15 protein-coding genes and 1 pseudogene are annotated in these 15,404 nt (G+C 58.6%); 2 read left to right on the forward strand and 14 right to left on the reverse strand.

Annotation, left to right across the window (positions count from 1 at the left end; all coding sequences use genetic code 11):
* Positions 1-247: 247 nt before the first annotated feature.
* Together BN2106_RS13365 and BN2106_RS13370 are read right to left on the reverse strand one after the other, a co-directional pair.
* Positions 248-1,888 (reverse strand): annotated as a pseudogene (locus BN2106_RS13365) (efflux RND transporter periplasmic adaptor subunit); the annotation flags it as partial.
* Entirely contained in the window at positions 1,881-2,945 is a 1,065-nt protein-coding gene (locus tag BN2106_RS13370; protein WP_050699066.1) for an S-layer homology domain-containing protein, read from the reverse strand. The pseudogene BN2106_RS13365 and the gene BN2106_RS13370, both read right to left, overlap by 8 nt.
* Before the next feature lie 643 nt (positions 2,946-3,588).
* On the opposite strand from BN2106_RS13370, the gene BN2106_RS13375 reads away from it, so the two are divergent.
* Both BN2106_RS13375 and BN2106_RS13380 read left to right on the forward strand, forming a co-directional pair.
* Positions 3,589-4,278 carry a response regulator transcription factor gene (locus BN2106_RS13375; RefSeq protein ID WP_050699067.1) on the forward strand — a complete coding sequence of 230 codons (690 nt, stop codon included), beginning with the start codon at positions 3,589-3,591 and terminating at the stop codon, positions 4,276-4,278.
* Positions 4,263-5,456 carry a sensor histidine kinase gene (locus BN2106_RS13380; RefSeq protein WP_050699068.1) on the forward strand — a complete coding sequence of 398 codons (1,194 nt, stop codon included), beginning with the start codon at positions 4,263-4,265 and terminating at the stop codon, positions 5,454-5,456. Before BN2106_RS13375 ends, BN2106_RS13380 begins: the two co-directional genes overlap by 16 nt.
* 62 nt (positions 5,457-5,518) lie before the next feature.
* Here the strand turns inward: BN2106_RS13380 and BN2106_RS13385 are convergent, their stop codons facing one another.
* The 12 genes from BN2106_RS13385 to BN2106_RS13440 all read right to left on the reverse strand — a co-directional run bounded on the left by BN2106_RS13385 (position 5,519) and on the right by BN2106_RS13440 (position 15,318).
* Entirely contained in the window at positions 5,519-6,340 is an 822-nt protein-coding gene (locus tag BN2106_RS13385) for a DegV family protein (RefSeq protein WP_050699069.1), read from the reverse strand.
* Positions 6,337-7,119, reverse strand: a complete 783-nt coding sequence (locus BN2106_RS13390) for an acetyl-CoA carboxylase carboxyltransferase subunit alpha (protein ID WP_195891848.1) — start codon at positions 7,117-7,119, stop codon at positions 6,337-6,339. Before BN2106_RS13390 ends, BN2106_RS13385 begins: the two co-directional genes overlap by 4 nt.
* Positions 7,106-7,996 carry an acetyl-CoA carboxylase, carboxyltransferase subunit beta gene (gene accD, locus BN2106_RS13395; RefSeq protein WP_050699071.1) on the reverse strand — a complete coding sequence of 297 codons (891 nt, stop codon included), beginning with the start codon at positions 7,994-7,996 and terminating at the stop codon, positions 7,106-7,108. The genes BN2106_RS13390 and accD overlap by 14 nt, the downstream gene beginning before the upstream one ends.
* A 3-nt stretch (positions 7,997-7,999) precedes the next feature.
* On the reverse strand, positions 8,000-9,343 hold the full coding sequence (gene accC, locus BN2106_RS13400; protein ID WP_050699072.1) for an acetyl-CoA carboxylase biotin carboxylase subunit: 1,344 nt from the start codon (positions 9,341-9,343) through the stop codon (positions 8,000-8,002).
* 37 nt (positions 9,344-9,380) lie between these two features.
* Positions 9,381-9,791 carry a 3-hydroxyacyl-ACP dehydratase FabZ family protein gene (locus BN2106_RS13405; RefSeq protein WP_050699073.1) on the reverse strand — a complete coding sequence of 137 codons (411 nt, stop codon included), beginning with the start codon at positions 9,789-9,791 and terminating at the stop codon, positions 9,381-9,383.
* 26 nt (positions 9,792-9,817) lie between these two features.
* Positions 9,818-10,084, reverse strand: coding sequence for an acetyl-CoA carboxylase biotin carboxyl carrier protein (gene accB, locus BN2106_RS16820; protein ID WP_242846330.1), 267 nt, complete (start codon positions 10,082-10,084; stop codon positions 9,818-9,820).
* A complete protein-coding gene (locus tag BN2106_RS16825; RefSeq protein WP_050699075.1) occupies positions 10,056-10,346 on the reverse strand; it encodes a hypothetical protein in 291 nt (96 codons plus the stop codon). Before BN2106_RS16825 ends, accB begins: the two co-directional genes overlap by 29 nt.
* 12 nt (positions 10,347-10,358) lie before the next feature.
* Positions 10,359-11,597: a beta-ketoacyl-ACP synthase II gene (fabF, locus tag BN2106_RS13420; RefSeq protein ID WP_050699076.1), complete on the reverse strand. Its 1,239-nt coding sequence runs from the start codon at positions 11,595-11,597 to the stop codon at positions 10,359-10,361.
* 30 nt (positions 11,598-11,627) lie between these two features.
* Positions 11,628-12,368: a 3-oxoacyl-[acyl-carrier-protein] reductase gene (gene fabG, locus BN2106_RS13425; RefSeq protein WP_050699077.1), complete on the reverse strand. Its 741-nt coding sequence runs from the start codon at positions 12,366-12,368 to the stop codon at positions 11,628-11,630.
* 13 nt (positions 12,369-12,381) lie between these two features.
* On the reverse strand, positions 12,382-13,305 hold the full coding sequence (fabD, locus tag BN2106_RS13430) for an ACP S-malonyltransferase (RefSeq protein WP_050699078.1): 924 nt from the start codon (positions 13,303-13,305) through the stop codon (positions 12,382-12,384).
* Positions 13,293-14,240: an enoyl-[acyl-carrier-protein] reductase FabK gene (fabK, locus tag BN2106_RS13435; RefSeq protein ID WP_050699079.1), complete on the reverse strand. Its 948-nt coding sequence runs from the start codon at positions 14,238-14,240 to the stop codon at positions 13,293-13,295. The genes fabD and fabK overlap by 13 nt, the downstream gene beginning before the upstream one ends.
* A gap of 115 nt (positions 14,241-14,355) precedes the next feature.
* Entirely contained in the window at positions 14,356-15,318 is a 963-nt protein-coding gene (locus tag BN2106_RS13440) for a beta-ketoacyl-ACP synthase III (RefSeq protein ID WP_050699476.1), read from the reverse strand.
* Positions 15,319-15,404 lie beyond the last annotated feature (86 nt).

The raw sequence follows: 15,404 nt of genomic DNA on the forward strand, positions 1-15,404 counted from the left end.
TCCCGGGCGGCCGCCCCCACCGCCTGTGGGCATTGCACCGCCGCCAGGCATGCCACCGCCGCCGCCAGGCATCCCGCCGCCGGGCATCCCGCCCATGGCAAAGGTCGTTGCTTCGGTGGACGAAGTCGGGTCGATACAGACCACGTCCACCGCCGCCAGGCATGCCACCGCCGCCGCCAGGCATCCCGCCGCCGGGCATTCCGCCCATGGCAAAGGTCGTTGTTTCGGTGGAAGAAGTCGGGTCGATATAGACCACGTCTCCCTCGGAAAGGCCGCTCTTGATTTCTACATAATCCTGGCTGATCAGGCCGGTCTCCACTTCCACGGAACGGAATCCGGCGGGCACTCTGCCCTCTGTCTCTTTGACGCTGTCGTCCTGTATGTAAACGGTATCTCCGCGCATCAGCGCCTGTGCGGGTACTGCCAGCACGTTTTCGGCCTCCTCGATGATGATTTCACCGTTGACGTTCATGCCGGGCAGCAGCTCGCCGACCTCATCCATCTGCACGGTGACCGGGTACTGCGTCACACCGTTGCTGGAGGTGCTTTCCAAGCTGACGTTGGTCACCCTGCCCGTAAAGGACTCCCCCTCAAAGGCGTCCACGGTGACCTGTACCTTCTGACCGACTTCGATGCTGAGAATATCCAGCTCGTCGACGTTCATATCAAAGGTGAGCGCGGACATATCATAAATGATCGCCATGGCCGTGGTATTGTTGCCGCCGCTGTTGAGCGTATCGCCCGCCTTTGTATTCTTCACAATCACCTGGCCGGAGATCGGTGCGGTAATTTCGTAGTCGCTGAGGCTGTCTTCCTGGTTCTCCAGACTGGTCTGTGCGTCTTCCACGCTCTGTTCCGCGGATTCCAGCTGGTCCTTCACGCTTTTCAGCGCATCGTCCGCGGATTCCCGTGTCAGGGTAAAGAGCGCCGCTCCCTGATGCACATAACCACCTTCCTGCACATGGATGGAAGCAATGTCGCCGCCGTATTCCGCGGTGATGGTTTTTTCCAGCAGGGCGGAGAACGTCCCGTCCCCGCTGCACGATACGCCGTTTACCGTTGCGGACGCGGTGCTGCTGGTGGAAAGTCCGCCCGGGTTTTGCACCTGAATGGTGACCATGCGCACCACACTGCCGCCGCTGAGCGTCTGCTCCATGGTGTTGACAGCGGTCACGGTGCCCTCCAGCGTCTCATAGGTTTCCAGAATCTGTACCTGCGCGGTGCTGCCAACGGAGATTTTCTCCGCGTCAGCGCTCAGAAAAGGAACCTTCAGCACCATGGTTTTATCGTTATACACGTCTGCAATCTTATCGCCGCTCTTGATCGTGTCCCCGGCTTCCACATACAGCGTTTTAATGTATCCTTCTTCCGGAGAGGAATAGTCAAGGGACCGGTAATCCTGCGCCGCGTCGTTATAATTTTTCAGCGCGTCCTGGTATTTCTTCTGCGCGCGCTCCAAATTGGTCTGCGCGGAATCAACTTTCTGATCGACGGAATCGGTGTCGATGCGATACAAAATGTCGCCCTTCTGTACCTCGTCGCCTTTTTCAAAATCAGCGCTGATGACCTCGCCGGAAACCAGGGACGTGATGGTGTAGGTATCCAGCGCGGCAAGCGTGCCGGAGGAGGAGATGGAGGACTGGATTGTCTGCCGTTCCACCGTCGCGGTGCGCACCTGCTCTTCCCCGCTGCCAACATCCTTTTTCACCAGGAACTGAAATGCAGTAAAGCCAATTGCCGCGACCAGCACCAACGCGACGACGATGCGCAATGCCCGTTTCCACCCCGGTTTTGCGCCGGGTTCCCGGTTCTTTCTTCGGAAAGAAAAACGTTTGGGCTTCAGCCGTTCCAGCTCTGTCGTGTCAAACTTATCCTTTTCATCAGTCATCGAGCAGATACCCCTTTAATGTATAGTTGTAGTTGGAAGAATCCTCTCCACTCGTGGAATTGTCGTCGTACACAACCGTGATCTCGTCGCCCACATGGACCTTGCCCAGTGTGGAGAACGCATACTGCATTTCCTCCGTGGTCAGGTTGTATCTGGTCCCGTCCACATAGACCGCAACGGGCGTCATGGAACTGGAATTATCATAGGCGATGCCGGTCACCGTGCCGCTGCTGCGGTTGTCCTGATAGACCCAGACGGTCCGGGTTTTTGTGCTGTAATAGACGATGTCGTCCGTATCCACGCTGTTGTAATCCTGGTTCTGGCCGACTTCGCCGTCAAAGATATAGGTTGCGTTTTTCTCGCTGAAGGGCAAAATCTTGCCGATGTCCTTGCTTTCCGTCACGCGAACCGGGCCGGTGATGTTGTTGTCCGCCAGCTTCATATAGTTAATCTCTCCGTCGCTGTCCAGCTCGCAGTCAAAGAGCTTCCCGTACATCGAGCCGTTCTTGGTATCCGCTTTCAGCACGTTATACAGAAGATCCTTGCAGTTGGTCAGCGTCATGGCCGAATCCATATTTAAAAGAGAAAGCCCATCGTCCAATTCCTTTGCGTAATACATGGAGGTTCGCCCCGCCGTCTGGTCACCCGTAAAGTCTGCGTTTGTGTAGCCCAGCAGTGCCAGAACGCCGTAGACCGCCTCCCGCAGTTTAACCGGCTGGGTGGGTTTAAACGTACCATCCAGGTAGCCGGTCATCCAGCCCTGCGATGCCGCCAGATTGATCGCGGAGGCATAGGCGGTATCCGCGCCTACGTCGCTGAATTTTCGGTAAAATACGGCGCTGCCTGCTTTCCCTTTATAAGAAGAGGCGTTCAACAGCATCTGTGCAAATTCCCCGCGAGTGATATTGGAGGTTGTAACGATAGAATCCGTAAAGCCCAGAGAGGATACCACCTTATCCGACATATCGGTTACGGTGGCGCCGGCATAGGCCGGTATGGATGACGCCAGCATACTGACCGCCAGCAGCATGGATATGGTTTGTTTAAAGGATTTCATTTGATCACCTCATTGATTATTTCCGCACAGTTTTTCTGCGTTTATCCCGCGGCAAGCCACAGGGTTCCCAAAATACCTGCCGCCAGGACGACTGCACCGATGGCAGCGGACAGGACCGTCCATCGGTGCGCCGCCCAAAAAGCGGGAATGCGTTCTTTCATCCGCTCACCTCCGTATCTCAGTCTTGTGTCCGGGTCTCATTATACGAGTCAAAGCTTAATTGAACCTGAAAAAACATCCGATTCACACAAGTTTAAGCCCCGCTTCACACATCCATCACACACCTCCGGTGAGGACGGCGCGGGCGGAAATTTAACTCAAATCGCATCCGCGCAAGGCCGCGACGGAAAACACCACCTCCGGTGGAGGTCGGCGCGGGCGGAAGTTTAACCTAAATCGCATCCGCGCAAGGCCGCGACGGAAAAGACTTGCTCCCGTGATTTTGTTAACCACAACTTTGGGAGCTTGTCTTTTCCGTCCCGCACGAATATATTTGTTATTCGCAGCGCGGAAAAGGGCGGGCCGTGCCGACCGCAGGTCCGTGCTGACCGCAGGTCTTCAGGGAATGTTCACGTGGTGGGCAGGGGGAGGTCACTTTGGCGCGGTAGGATAGAGCTATAAAATGGGATGGGAGGAACTTTTTATGAAACTGCTCCTGATAGAAGACGAAAAACCGCTGAGTGACGCGCTCTGCCAGATCCTCAGCAAAAAGCGGTGGGAGGTTGCCGCCGCATACGACGGGGAACAGGGCCTGGACGAAGCGCTCACCGGCATTTACGATATGATCCTGCTGGACATCATGCTGCCCAAACTGGATGGACTTTCGCTTTTGCGCCAGCTGCGCGCCGCGTCGGTTTCCACACCGGTCCTGCTATTGACGGCAAAGGGGGAAGTCGGCGATAAAGTCCTGGGTTTGGACAGCGGTGCGGACGACTATCTGGCAAAGCCCTTCGCCACGGAGGAACTGCTCGCCCGTATCCGCGCCATGACGCGCCGCTATGGGGAAATCATCCCGGACTCCATCTTGCGGGCGGGTGACCTCGCGCTGGATCTTTCCAACTACACGCTGGAATGCGATGGGCAATCCGTTCAGCTGACCAACAAAGAATTTGAGATCATGAAGCAGTTCTTTCTGCGCCTGCACGGCATTGTCAACAAAGAGGAGCTTTTGACCAAACTGTGGGGCTTTGAAAACGCAGCGGCGGGCAATAACTTAGAAGTGTACATCTCTTTCCTGCGCAAAAAGATGGCCTATCTCGGCTCGCACATGCGCATCGCCTGTATCCGCAGTGTGGGCTACCGACTGGAGGAACCGCCATGTTCCGCAAACTGAAATGGAAGCTGGTCCGCTTTAATATGGCCTTGCTCTCGCTGGTATTCGCGGCGATCTTTGCCGTAACGGCCGCTTTAATGATCGTCTCCAACCAGCGGCAGACAGATTTCATGCTGGACCGCGCCTTCCACATGCAGAACGGCCGCCGGGAACCGCCTCTCATGGGCGTGATCTCGGTTCGCCAGAACATCTTTGGAGAACTGGAAATCCTCAGCATGCCGCCGGACATCTCCACGGAATTGGTGGAGGAGGCCGCCGGTATCGCCGCCCAATCCGACGGAGAACGCGGGGAATTCACAATGGACGGATACATCTTCGCCTATGCCCGGCAGGAAGACCGCTCCCGTATTGTCCTCCTGGACCAAACCAACCAGCGCACATTCCTGCGCAACACGCTGCTGATCCTGTTATGCGTCAGCGCCCTCAGCCTTTTGCTGCTGTTCGCCCTGAGCGTCCTGTTTGCCAACCGGACGGTCAAGCCCGTCCGGGATACCTTTGAACGGCAGAAAAATTTTGTCGCCGACGCCTCTCACGAGTTGAAAACGCCGCTGGCGATCCTGGGCGCCAACCTCTCCGTTGTTGAAGGAAATGCCGATGAGACGGTGCACGACCAGGCGCAGTGGCTTTCCGCCATGCGGGTCCAGCTCGACCGCATGAGCGGGCTTGTCAACGACATGCTGACGCTGGCAAAGCTGGACCACGAGCAGGACGGCGAACCGCTTCGCCCGCTGGACTTCAGCCGCCAGCTGACCGGCTGCCTGCTCTCTTTTGAGGCGGTCGCCTTTGAAAAAGAGGTGGAAATTCACTCGTATATTGAAGACGCCCTGACGGTTGCCGCCAATCCGGAAAAGCTTTCCCGCCTGATCTATATCCTGCTGGACAACGCTGTCAAGCACACGCCGCCGCGCGGCTGGATGGAAATCCGCCTGTACCGGGAAAAGAATCACGCCGTCCTGCGCGTGGAAAACTCCGGTGAAGAAATCCCGGCAGAAGCCCTTCCCCATGTATTCGACCGTTTTTATCGCGCGGACAGCGCCCGTACTCGGGAAACCGGCGGCTACGGCCTGGGCCTCGCCATTGCGAAGGCCATTGTGGAGGAAGTGCACGGAAAAATTCGCGCGGACAGCGGCAACGGACGCACGGTTTTTACCGCCGCATTACCGCTCGTCAACTTATAAAAACAAAAAATCCCATTCAGAAACTTTTACAGCTTCCGAATGGGATTTTTTATCCTACATGTTTACTCCGAAATCCATGAGACGCCGATTGCGTCCAAGCCGATGTTGACACCCAGGACCGGCCCCAGTGTGCCGCAGGTGATCGATGCATGCGGCAGCTTGGCACGCACCTTTTCCAGCAGTGCCGGCGCCGCCGTGCTGCCCAACGACTGAATCAGCACCTCAGAGGCGTTCTCCGGCACCTGGTCCGCCAGCGCCTGCATCTGCGCACTGCGCCCGCGCGCGGTCCCGCCGGACACCAGCGCCCCCTCGTCCTTATCCAGAAGCAGGATCGGGCGGATATTCAGGATGGTATTGACCGACTGGCGCACAACGCTGAGCCGCCCGCTCCGGCGCAGGGAATCCATACTGCTTACAGAGAAGGCCGTCCCCGTACGCTTGCGCATCTGCTTGACGCTGTCCGCGATGCTTTTCAGCGAAACCCCGCAGCGCGCCAGCTTCGCCGCCTGCTTGAGCAGTAGCGTCAACCCGCCCGCTGTGGTGCGGGAATCCACCACCGCGATCCTCTGCGGCGCAACCGACAGTGCCGCGATGCTCGCACTGCTGTATGCGCCGCTCAGCCGTGAGGAAATCACCAGGCAGAGCGCCTCGTCCCCCCTGCCGACAATCTCCTGAAAAACTTTGGTAAAGTCAGAAACGGATGCCTGCGCCGTCGTACCGCTGTTCTGCGCCAGCAGCGCTTCAAAATTGCCGTTGCAGTCCGAAAAGCTCTCCAGATAGGACGTTCCGCCGATTGTGTAGTGCATCGGTACCAGACGGACGCCGAAAAGTTCCGCCTCCGCCCGCGTCATGCAGGCGGTGCTGTCTGTAATCAATGTAATCATAAGCCCTCCGCCCCCATTCTGCGGAATCGGTTGTAGCGCTTTTCCAGCAGCTCTTCCATTGGAAGCCTGCCGTTGCGGACCAGCGTATCATACAAATCCGCCTTCAAGATGCGGTACACCTCTTCAAAGTCATTGCGGCCCTCCGGAATGATCTTTTCAATCACGCCGAAGCGCAGCAGGTCCTCCGCTGTCATATGCAGGCAGGCCGCCGCCTCTTTAACCTTGGCGCTGTCCTTCCAGAGGATGCTCGCGCAGCCCTCCGGGGAAATGACGGAATACACCGCGTTTTCCAGCATCCAGACTTCGTCCGCCACGGCGAGGCCCAGCGCGCCGCCGCTGCCGCCCTCCCCGACAAATACGGAGAGAACCGGCGTTTTCAGCGTCATCATTTCCATCAGGTTTTCCGCGATCGCCTGACCCTGGCCGCGCTCCTCCGCGGCGATGCCGCAGTATGCGCCGGCGGTATCCACAAAGCAGATCACCGGGCGGTGGAACTTCTCAGCCAGCTTCATCTGGCGCAGCGCTTTGCGGTAGCCCTCCGGATGCGCCATGCCGAAGTTGCGGAACAGCTTCTCCTTGGTGTCGTGCCCGCGCTCCAGGGCGACCACCGTCACCGGCATGCCGTTAAGCCGCGCGATCCCCGCAACAACGGCTTTATCGTCGCCAAAGCGGCGGTCGCCGTGCATCTCCATGAAATCGTCAAAGATATTGCGGATAAAATCCGTGCCGGTCGCACGGCCCTTCGCACGGGCCGCCTGTACTCTGTCAAATGCTTCCAAGGTCCGCACCTCCTTCCGGGGCCGCACTGTGCAGGGCCAGCAGCTTTGCCAGCGCATCCTTTTGCACATTACGTTTGACCACCTGATCCACAAAGCCCTTTTCAAACAGGAATTCCGCGCGCTGGAAGCCCGCGGGAAGCTTCTGGCGGATGGTCTGCCGGATGACGCGCGGTCCCGCAAATCCGATCAGCGCGTCCGGCTCCGCCAGAATAATATCCGCCTCCATGGCGAAGCTGGCGGTCACGCCGCCGGTGGTCGGGTCCGTCAGCACCGCGATATACAGGTTGCCCGCGTCGCTGTGGCGCTTGACCGCGCCGCTTGTCTTGGCCATCTGCATCAGGGAGAGCGTCCCCTCCTGCATGCGCGCGCCGCCGGAAACCGTAAAGCCCACCACGGGCAAGGAATGCGCCGTTGCATACTCAAACAGGCGGGTGATTTTCTCGCCCACCACGGTGCCCATGCTGCCCATCATAAAATACGGCTCCATCACAAACAGGCAGCAGGGCATTCCGCCGATGCGCGCCGTGCCGCAGACGACGCCCTCTTTCTCCGCGCTGTCCAGATAGGCGTGTTTGAGCTTCTTCTCATAGTTGGGAAAGTCAATCAGGTTGCGGGACCGCATCCCCGCGTCGCGCTCCACAAAAGAGTCGTCGTCCGCAACCATACTGATGCGCTGGCGCGCGTTGACGCGGAAGTGGTGCCCGCACTTGGGGCAGATGTGAAAGTGCTCGTTCAGCTCGCCCGTAAACAGCATCGCCTTGCAGTTCGGGCAGGCGACACACATCTCATTGGGGATATCCGGCGCCGGAGATTTTGCGTATTTATCGTACGATTCCAGATCATTCTTCGGCTTCTTAAACATGTTTTTTGAAAGCATGTATTATCCCCTCTTTTCCCGCAACTCCATGAAGTTGGTATAGTAGTCGCCCGACCGGAACGCCGGGTCGCTTAAAATATCCATGTGCAGCTCCGCGTTGTGATCCACGCCCTCCACAACCAGCTCGCAGAGGGCCGCCTGCATCTTGCGGATGGCCTCTTCGCGCGTCGGCGCAAACACGACCAGCTTGCCGATCAGCGAATCGTAGAACGGCGGCACAACGTAGTCCTGGTACAGCGCCGTGTCGAACCGCACCCAGGGTCCGCCAGGAATGTGCAGCAGAGAAATTTTCCCACAGCTTGGGCGGAAGTTGAGGTCCGGATTTTCCGCGTTGATGCGGCATTCGATGGCGTGGCCGGACAACGCGACTTTCTCCTGCGTGAAGGCAAGCTGCATACCGGACGCCACGCGGATCTGCCATTTGACCAGGTCGATGCCGGAGACCATCTCCGTCACGGGATGCTCCACCTGCAATCGGGTGTTCATCTCCATAAAATAGAAGTTGCCGTCCCTGTCAAACAGGAACTCGATGGTTCCCACGCCGGTATACTTTGCGGCCCTCGCCGCTTTACAGGCCGCCTCCGTCATTTTGGCGCGCGTCTCCTGCGAAATCGCCGGGGACGGGCTCTCCTCGATCAGCTTCTGGTTTTTGCGCTGCACGGAGCATTCGCGCTCGCCCAAAGCGACAACGTTTCCCTGCTGGTCGCACAGCAACTGCATTTCAATATGCTTGGTGGGCGAAAGGTATTTTTCCAGATACACGCCGCCGTCGCCAAATGCCAGCAGCGCCTCCTGAGAAGCGGCGCGGAACGCCGTCTCAAACTCCTCCGGTTTCCGGACCAGGCGGATGCCCCTGCCGCCGCCGCCCGCCCGCGCCTTGACCAGCAGCGGGTAACCGACGCGGTCGGCCTCCTGCTTCGCTTTCTCCGGATCCTCCACCATATCGCAGCCGGGAATGACCGGCACGCCTGCGGCAATCATCGTTTTGCGGGCGGCGTCCTTGTCGCCCATCAGCGAGATAACTTCCGAAGACGGGCCGATAAACGTGATATGACATTCCTCACAGAGCGCGGCAAATTTCGCGTTTTCCGAGAGCAGGCCATAGCCCGGGTGGATTGCGCCCGCACCGGTTGCCGCCGCCGCGGAAAGAATCGCCGTCATATTCAGGTAGCTGTCCTGCACCTGCGGGGGGCCAATGCAGATGCTCTCGTCCGCAAGGCTCACATGCAGCGCGTCGCGGTCCGCCTCTGAAAAGACTGCCACGGTCAGGATGCCCATTTCTTTACAGGCGCGGATGATGCGCACAGCGATTTCCCCGCGGTTGGCGATCAATATTTTTGAAAACAAGGATTCCACCTCTTACTCTTCAAATTCGTTCAGAGCCTCAGGTCACGGCAAAGGAAAGCTCCGCCTTGACCACCAGCGTGTCGTTTACAAAGCCCTCGCCCTGTGCAAAGTAAAACGGGCCGCGGTGCTTAACCGTGCTGCAGCGGAACACAATGGTGTCCCCCGGCTTGACCTGCCCCTTAAAACGCACCTTATCCAGCCCGCCGAATAGCGGCGTGTGGCCCTTTACGTCCTCCGCGAAGAGCACGCAGCAGGTCTGCGCCATCATCTCGCACTGGATCACGCCCGGCACCACGGGGTTCCCCGGAAAATGGCCCTGCAAAAACCACTCGTCGCCGCGCACGGTATATTTTCCCTCCGCCAGGTTTTCGCCGGTCAACGATGCCTCGTCGAGCAGCAGCATCGGTTCCCGGTGGGGGATAATCTGTTTCAATTCCTCTTTCGTCATGTGTAACGCCTCTTCTTCCCTGCCAATTAAAATATTTTATAGAGCACCTGGCCGTATTCCACCAGCTGCCCGTTTTCCACACAAACGTCCACGATCTCGCCGTCCGCATCGGCGGTGATCTCATTGAGCAGCTTCATCGCCTCCACCACGCAGAGCACGTCGCCTTTTTTGACCTTGCTGCCCACCTTGACGAACGGCTCCGCCTCCGGGGAAGGCGCTTCATAAAACACGCCCACCATGGGGGATTTGATCTCCTTAAGGCTGTTAAAGTCCACCGGGGCCGCGTCCTGCACCGGAATCGCCTGCGGAGCCGGAGCGGCAACCGCCGCCGGGGCCGGAATCGCCGGATGGGTTGTTAAAGTCCACCGGGGCCGCGTCCTGCACCGGAATCGCCTGCGGAGCCGGAGCGGCAACCGCCGCCGGGGCCGGAATCGCCGGAGCCGCGGCACAGGCGGTTTCCAACCGGATACAGTTTTCTCCCTCTTTGATTTCCATCAAGCCGAGGCCGCTTTCCTGCATGATCTGGGCCAACTCTCTGATTTCCTCTATTTTCATGGGAACGCCTCCTTAACCGTTGTACTTTTTGAAGGCCAGGCAGGCATTGTGGCCGCCAAAGCCCAGATTGGTGGAAAGCGCGTACTCCAGTTCGACCTTGCGCGCCGTGTTCGGCACATAGTCAAGATCGCACTCCGGGTCCGCCTCCTGATAATGGATCGTCGGCGGTACGACGCCGTTCTGCAGCGCAAGTGTGCAGACAATCGCTTCCAGCGCGCCGGTCGCGCCCAGCATATGGCCCGTCATGGACTTGGTGGAACTGATCGGCGTCTGTCTGGCGCGTTCCTCGCCCAGCGCCTTTTTAAACGCCAGCGTCTCTGTTTTGTCATTGAGCGGCGTGCTGGTGCCGTGCGCATTGATGTACAGCGCTGCACCCTCCGGAATTCCAGCCTCCCGCATGGCCTGCTTGACCGCATTGGCGGGGCCGACGGCCTCCGGGTGCGGCGCGGTGACGTGGTGTGCATCGTTTGTGTTGCCGTAACCGCAGACCTCCGCATAAATCTTTGCGCCGCGCTGCACGGCGTGCTCGTATTCCTCCAGGATCAGGACCGCGCTGCCCTCACCCATGACAAAGCCGCTGCGGCGCTTGTCAAACGGCATGGAGGCATTTTCCGGGTCGTTTGTGGTACAAAGTGCCATACAGTTGGCAAAGCCCGCAATCGCCATTTCATTGATGGTGGCTTCCGCGCCGCCCGCGATCATCGCGTCCGCGTAACCGTGCTTGATGGCGCGGAACGCCTCACCCACCGCGTTGGCGGAGGTGGCGCACGCGGTTACGACGCACATGGACGGCCCCTGCGCATTGTGTTTAATGGCAATGTTACCGGACGCGATATTGGTGATCATTTTGGTGATAAAGAACGGGGAAACGCCCTTCGGCCCTTTGTTCAGGAGCTTGGTGACTTCTTCCACAAAGGTGTCCATACCGCCCACGCCGGAACCGACGTAGACGCCCAAACGCTCCGGGTCCACCTTGCCCGCGATTCCGCTGTCCTGCATCGCCTGGTCGGCGGCAGCCAGCGCGTATTGTGTAAACAGGTCCGTCTTGCGCACCTGCGGTTTTTCCATGTAGAGCAGCGGGTTAAAATCCTTTACCTCCGCCGCGATGTTAACCTTGCTGTTCGTGGTATCAAATTTTGTGATGGGGCCGATGCCGTTTTTCCCGGCGACCGCGTTTTCCCAAAAAGTGGGGACGTCGTTGCCGATCGGCGTCACCGCGCCCAGTCCCGTAATAACGACTCTTCTTTCCATTTTACTGCCTCCCGTTCTTGATTCCCATTCTTACATGCCCAGGCCGCCGTCCACCCGGATCACTTCGCCCGTGATGTAGGAGGCGCCTTCGCCCGCGAGGAACAACGCCAGATTGGCCACATCCTCGGGCTTTCCCATATGCCGCAGCGGAATGGATTCCACAGCGGCTTCCTTGACCTTATCGCTCAGCGCGTCGGTCATGTCCGTTTCAATAAAGCCCGGCGCAATCGCGTTGCACGTGATACCGCGTCCGCCCAGTTCCTTTGCAACCGCCTTGGTCAGGCCGACCATGCCCGCCTTTGCGGAGGAATAGTTCGCCTGCCCCGCATTGCCCATCAAGCCGGAAACCGACGTGATGTTGATGATCCTGCCGCACCGGCGCCGGAGAAAATGCCCGTAGCAGTGCTTGATCATGTGGAATGCGCCTTTCAGGTTTGTATCGATCACCGCATCGAAATCCGCTTCCTTCATGGAGCGAATCGTGCTGTCCCGTGTGATGCCCGCATTGTTGACCAGAATATCGATCTGCCCGAAGTCGGCCAGAATCTGGTCGATCGCCGCTTTGGTCGCCTCGTAGTCGGAGACATCGCAGCGGTATGCCTTTGCCATGACGTTGGTTTCCGCCAGCAATGCGCAGGTTTCCTCGGCGGCCGCCTCGTTTCCGGCATATAAAATCGCGATATTCGCGCCGTCTTCCGCCAGCTTTCTGGCGATGGCCCGGCCCAGCCCGCGGGAACCGCCGGTGACGACGGCTGTCTGATTGGTCAGCAAAAAAATTCCTCCCTTATCGTTTCAGCTGTTCCACCGCCGCACGCAGCGTCTCCGCGTCTTCTACACGGCAGACCGTTGCTTTGGGCAGCGTTTTCTTCACAAGGCCGCTCAGCGTCTTGCCGGGGCCAACTTCAACAAAATCGGTAAACCCTTCCGCGTCCAGTTTGCGCAGGATCGCCTGCCACGGCACCGGATGGTTTACCTGTTTGGCGATGTTCTCTTTGATGCCGGCTTCCTCCGCCGGATAGCGGGAGGCCGTATAATTGGCGTACAGCGGAAGTTCCGGCGCATGGACGGAAACCTGCTGCAACTCCTCCGCCATTTGCTCCGCCGCGGTATCCATAAACGGGGAATGGAACGCACCGCTCACCGCGAGGGGCACCGCGCGGCCGCCCGCCGCCTGCACATCTTTGCACAGGGCATCCAGCTCCGCCTTTTCACCCGCCACAGAAACCTGACCGGGGCAATTGTAGTTGACCGGGTACACATTCTGATGCGCGCGGCAAAGCTCTTCTACCTGTTCGTCGCGCAATTTGAGCACTGCCGCCATCCCGCCGCCGGTCTGCTGCGTCGCCTCTTCCATAAAGGCGGCGCGCTTGCACACCAGCCGGAAACCGTCCTCCGGCGTCAGCACACCGGAAAAAGTCAGTGCTGCGACTTCTCCCAAAGAGAAGCCCGCCACCGCGTCCGGAATGATCCCCTGTGCCTTCAGCGCTTCCGCCGCCGCCAGATCTACACAATAGACGCAGGGCTGCGTATTTTTCGTCAGGGACAGCTCTTCTTTTGTGCCGCCAAAGCACTGCTCCGCCGTACCGGGGCGGATACGGTCAGCCAGGTCAAAGACGGCTTTCGCAGCGGGACCCGCTTCACAGAGCGATTGTCCCATACCCGGATACTGCGCACCCTGCCCGCTGAATAAAAAGGCTATTTTACCCATTTGGCCGCACCTCCCAGGATTTCCTCCGCCTGCGCGAACAGCTCTGTGACGATTTCTTCCGCCGTTTGCTCCTTTGTGACCATCGCAGCCACCTGGCCCGCCAGGAAGGAACCGCCCTGCACATCCCCATCGCGCGCCGCCTTGCGCAGCGCGCCCGCGCCGAACTGCTCGATCTCCTCATTGGAAATGCTGGAGTCGTATTCCATGCGCGCAAACTCACGGGTAAACGGCGTTTTCAGCGCACGCACGGGATGGCCCAAACGGCGGCCCGTACTGATCGTATCAATGTCCTTTGCCTTGAGAATTTTCTCCTTATAAACAGGGCTGATGGTGCATTCCTTCGCCACCAGAAAGCGTGTGCCGATCTGCACACCTTGCGCCCCCAGCATAAACGCCGCCGCAAGCTGGCGGCCGTCCGCGATACCGCCCGCCGCGATTACCGGAATCTTCACCGCGTCGCAGACCTGCGGCACCAGCGCCATCGTCGTCAGCTCGCCAATATGGCCGCCGCTTTCGCCGCCCTCCGCAATCACCGCCGTCGCGCCGCGCTTTTCCACCAGCTTGGCAATGCCCGTGGAGGGAACAACCGGGATCACTTTGATGCCCGCTTCGATCCACGCCGCCATATATTTACCGGGATTGCCCGCACCGGTCGTCAGAACCGGAACCTTTTCTTCCACAACGACGCGCGCAACCTCCTCCACGAAGGGGCTCATCAGCATCACATTGACGCCGAAGGGCTTGCCGGTCAACTCCTTGCATTTGCGGATTTCCGCGCGGAGCTGTTCGCCGTTGGAATTCATGCCCGCGATGATTCCAAGCCCGCCCGCGTTGGAAACGGCGGAAGCCAGGCTGGCGTCCGCCACCCATGCCATGCCGCCCTGTAAAATGGGGTATTCGATCTCCAACAGGTCACAAATCGGTGTCTTGATCATTTCTGAAAAAACTCCCTTCTATCTTAAAACAACTTCCCTTTATTTTTAGCATACTCACCAGACTAAGAACGCCGTCCGCGCCTGTTCAGGCCGTTATCAGGCATCTCTTTGCCATTCAGAGTGCCGTCCATTCGATCACGCAGGCGCCGGTGGTCAATCCCCCGCCAAACGCTGAGAGTACCAGGATGTCGCCCGGCTGAAAAGTACCCTTGCGGTTCAGCTCATCCATCAGAATCGCCACGCCCGCGCCCGAGGTATTGCCGTATCGGCTGATATTGACGCAGAAGCGTTCCGGCGGGATATTGAGTTTCTTTTTCGCCGTTTCAATGATGCGCAAATTCGCCTGATGCGGCAAGACGTAGTCCACATCCGCCTCCGTCAAACCCGCATCTTCCAGGACGGCGCGCACATCGGTGCACATGGCGTTTACCGCAAACTTATAGACCTCCTGCCCGTCCATAAACAGAAAGGATTCTTCCGCTTCCGTCCGGTCAAACGGAGAATTCCCCCGCACATGCGGGATGCGCAGCGCGTCGGTATTTCCGTCCGTCGTAATGCGGATAGAACGCAGCCCTTCGCCTTCGCCCAGAACCGCTGCACCCGCGCCATCGCCAAAGAGTACACAGGTGCTGCGGTCCTCCCAGTCCAGCAGCTTGGACATTTCCTCCGCCGCGATCACCAGCACTTTTCTGACCCGGCCGCGCGCGAAATAACCGTCCGCCACATCCAGCGCGTAGACAAACCCGGAGCATGCGCCGTTGATATCGAATGCGGGACAGGTGGCGCCCAGCATCTTTTGCACCACGCAGGCCAGCGCAGGCGTGATATAATCGCCGCGCACTGTGGCGCAAACGATCAAATCCAGTTCTTCCGCACGAACGCCGGCATTTTCCATTGCCCTGCGGCCCGCTTCCGCCGCAAGGTCCGCCAGCGTTTCCGTTGTGCAGACAAACCGGCTTTTAATTCCCGTCCGGGTGGAAATCCATTCGTCCGACGTGTCCAGAAATACAGAAAGATCGTCGTTTGTCTGTGTGCATGCGGGATGCGCACTGCCGGTTCCTAGGATTTGAAAGCTCATATTGGGCACCATACTTTCTCTATAGACTCGTCTATCCTGCAAAAAGGAAAGCCAAAAAAATACTTCAATTTTTTTAATTATATTGC

Origin of the sequence: Anaeromassilibacillus senegalensis, assembly GCF_001261775.1 — a bacterium.
GTDB classification, from domain to species: domain Bacteria; phylum Bacillota; class Clostridia; order Oscillospirales; family Acutalibacteraceae; genus Anaeromassilibacillus; species Anaeromassilibacillus senegalensis.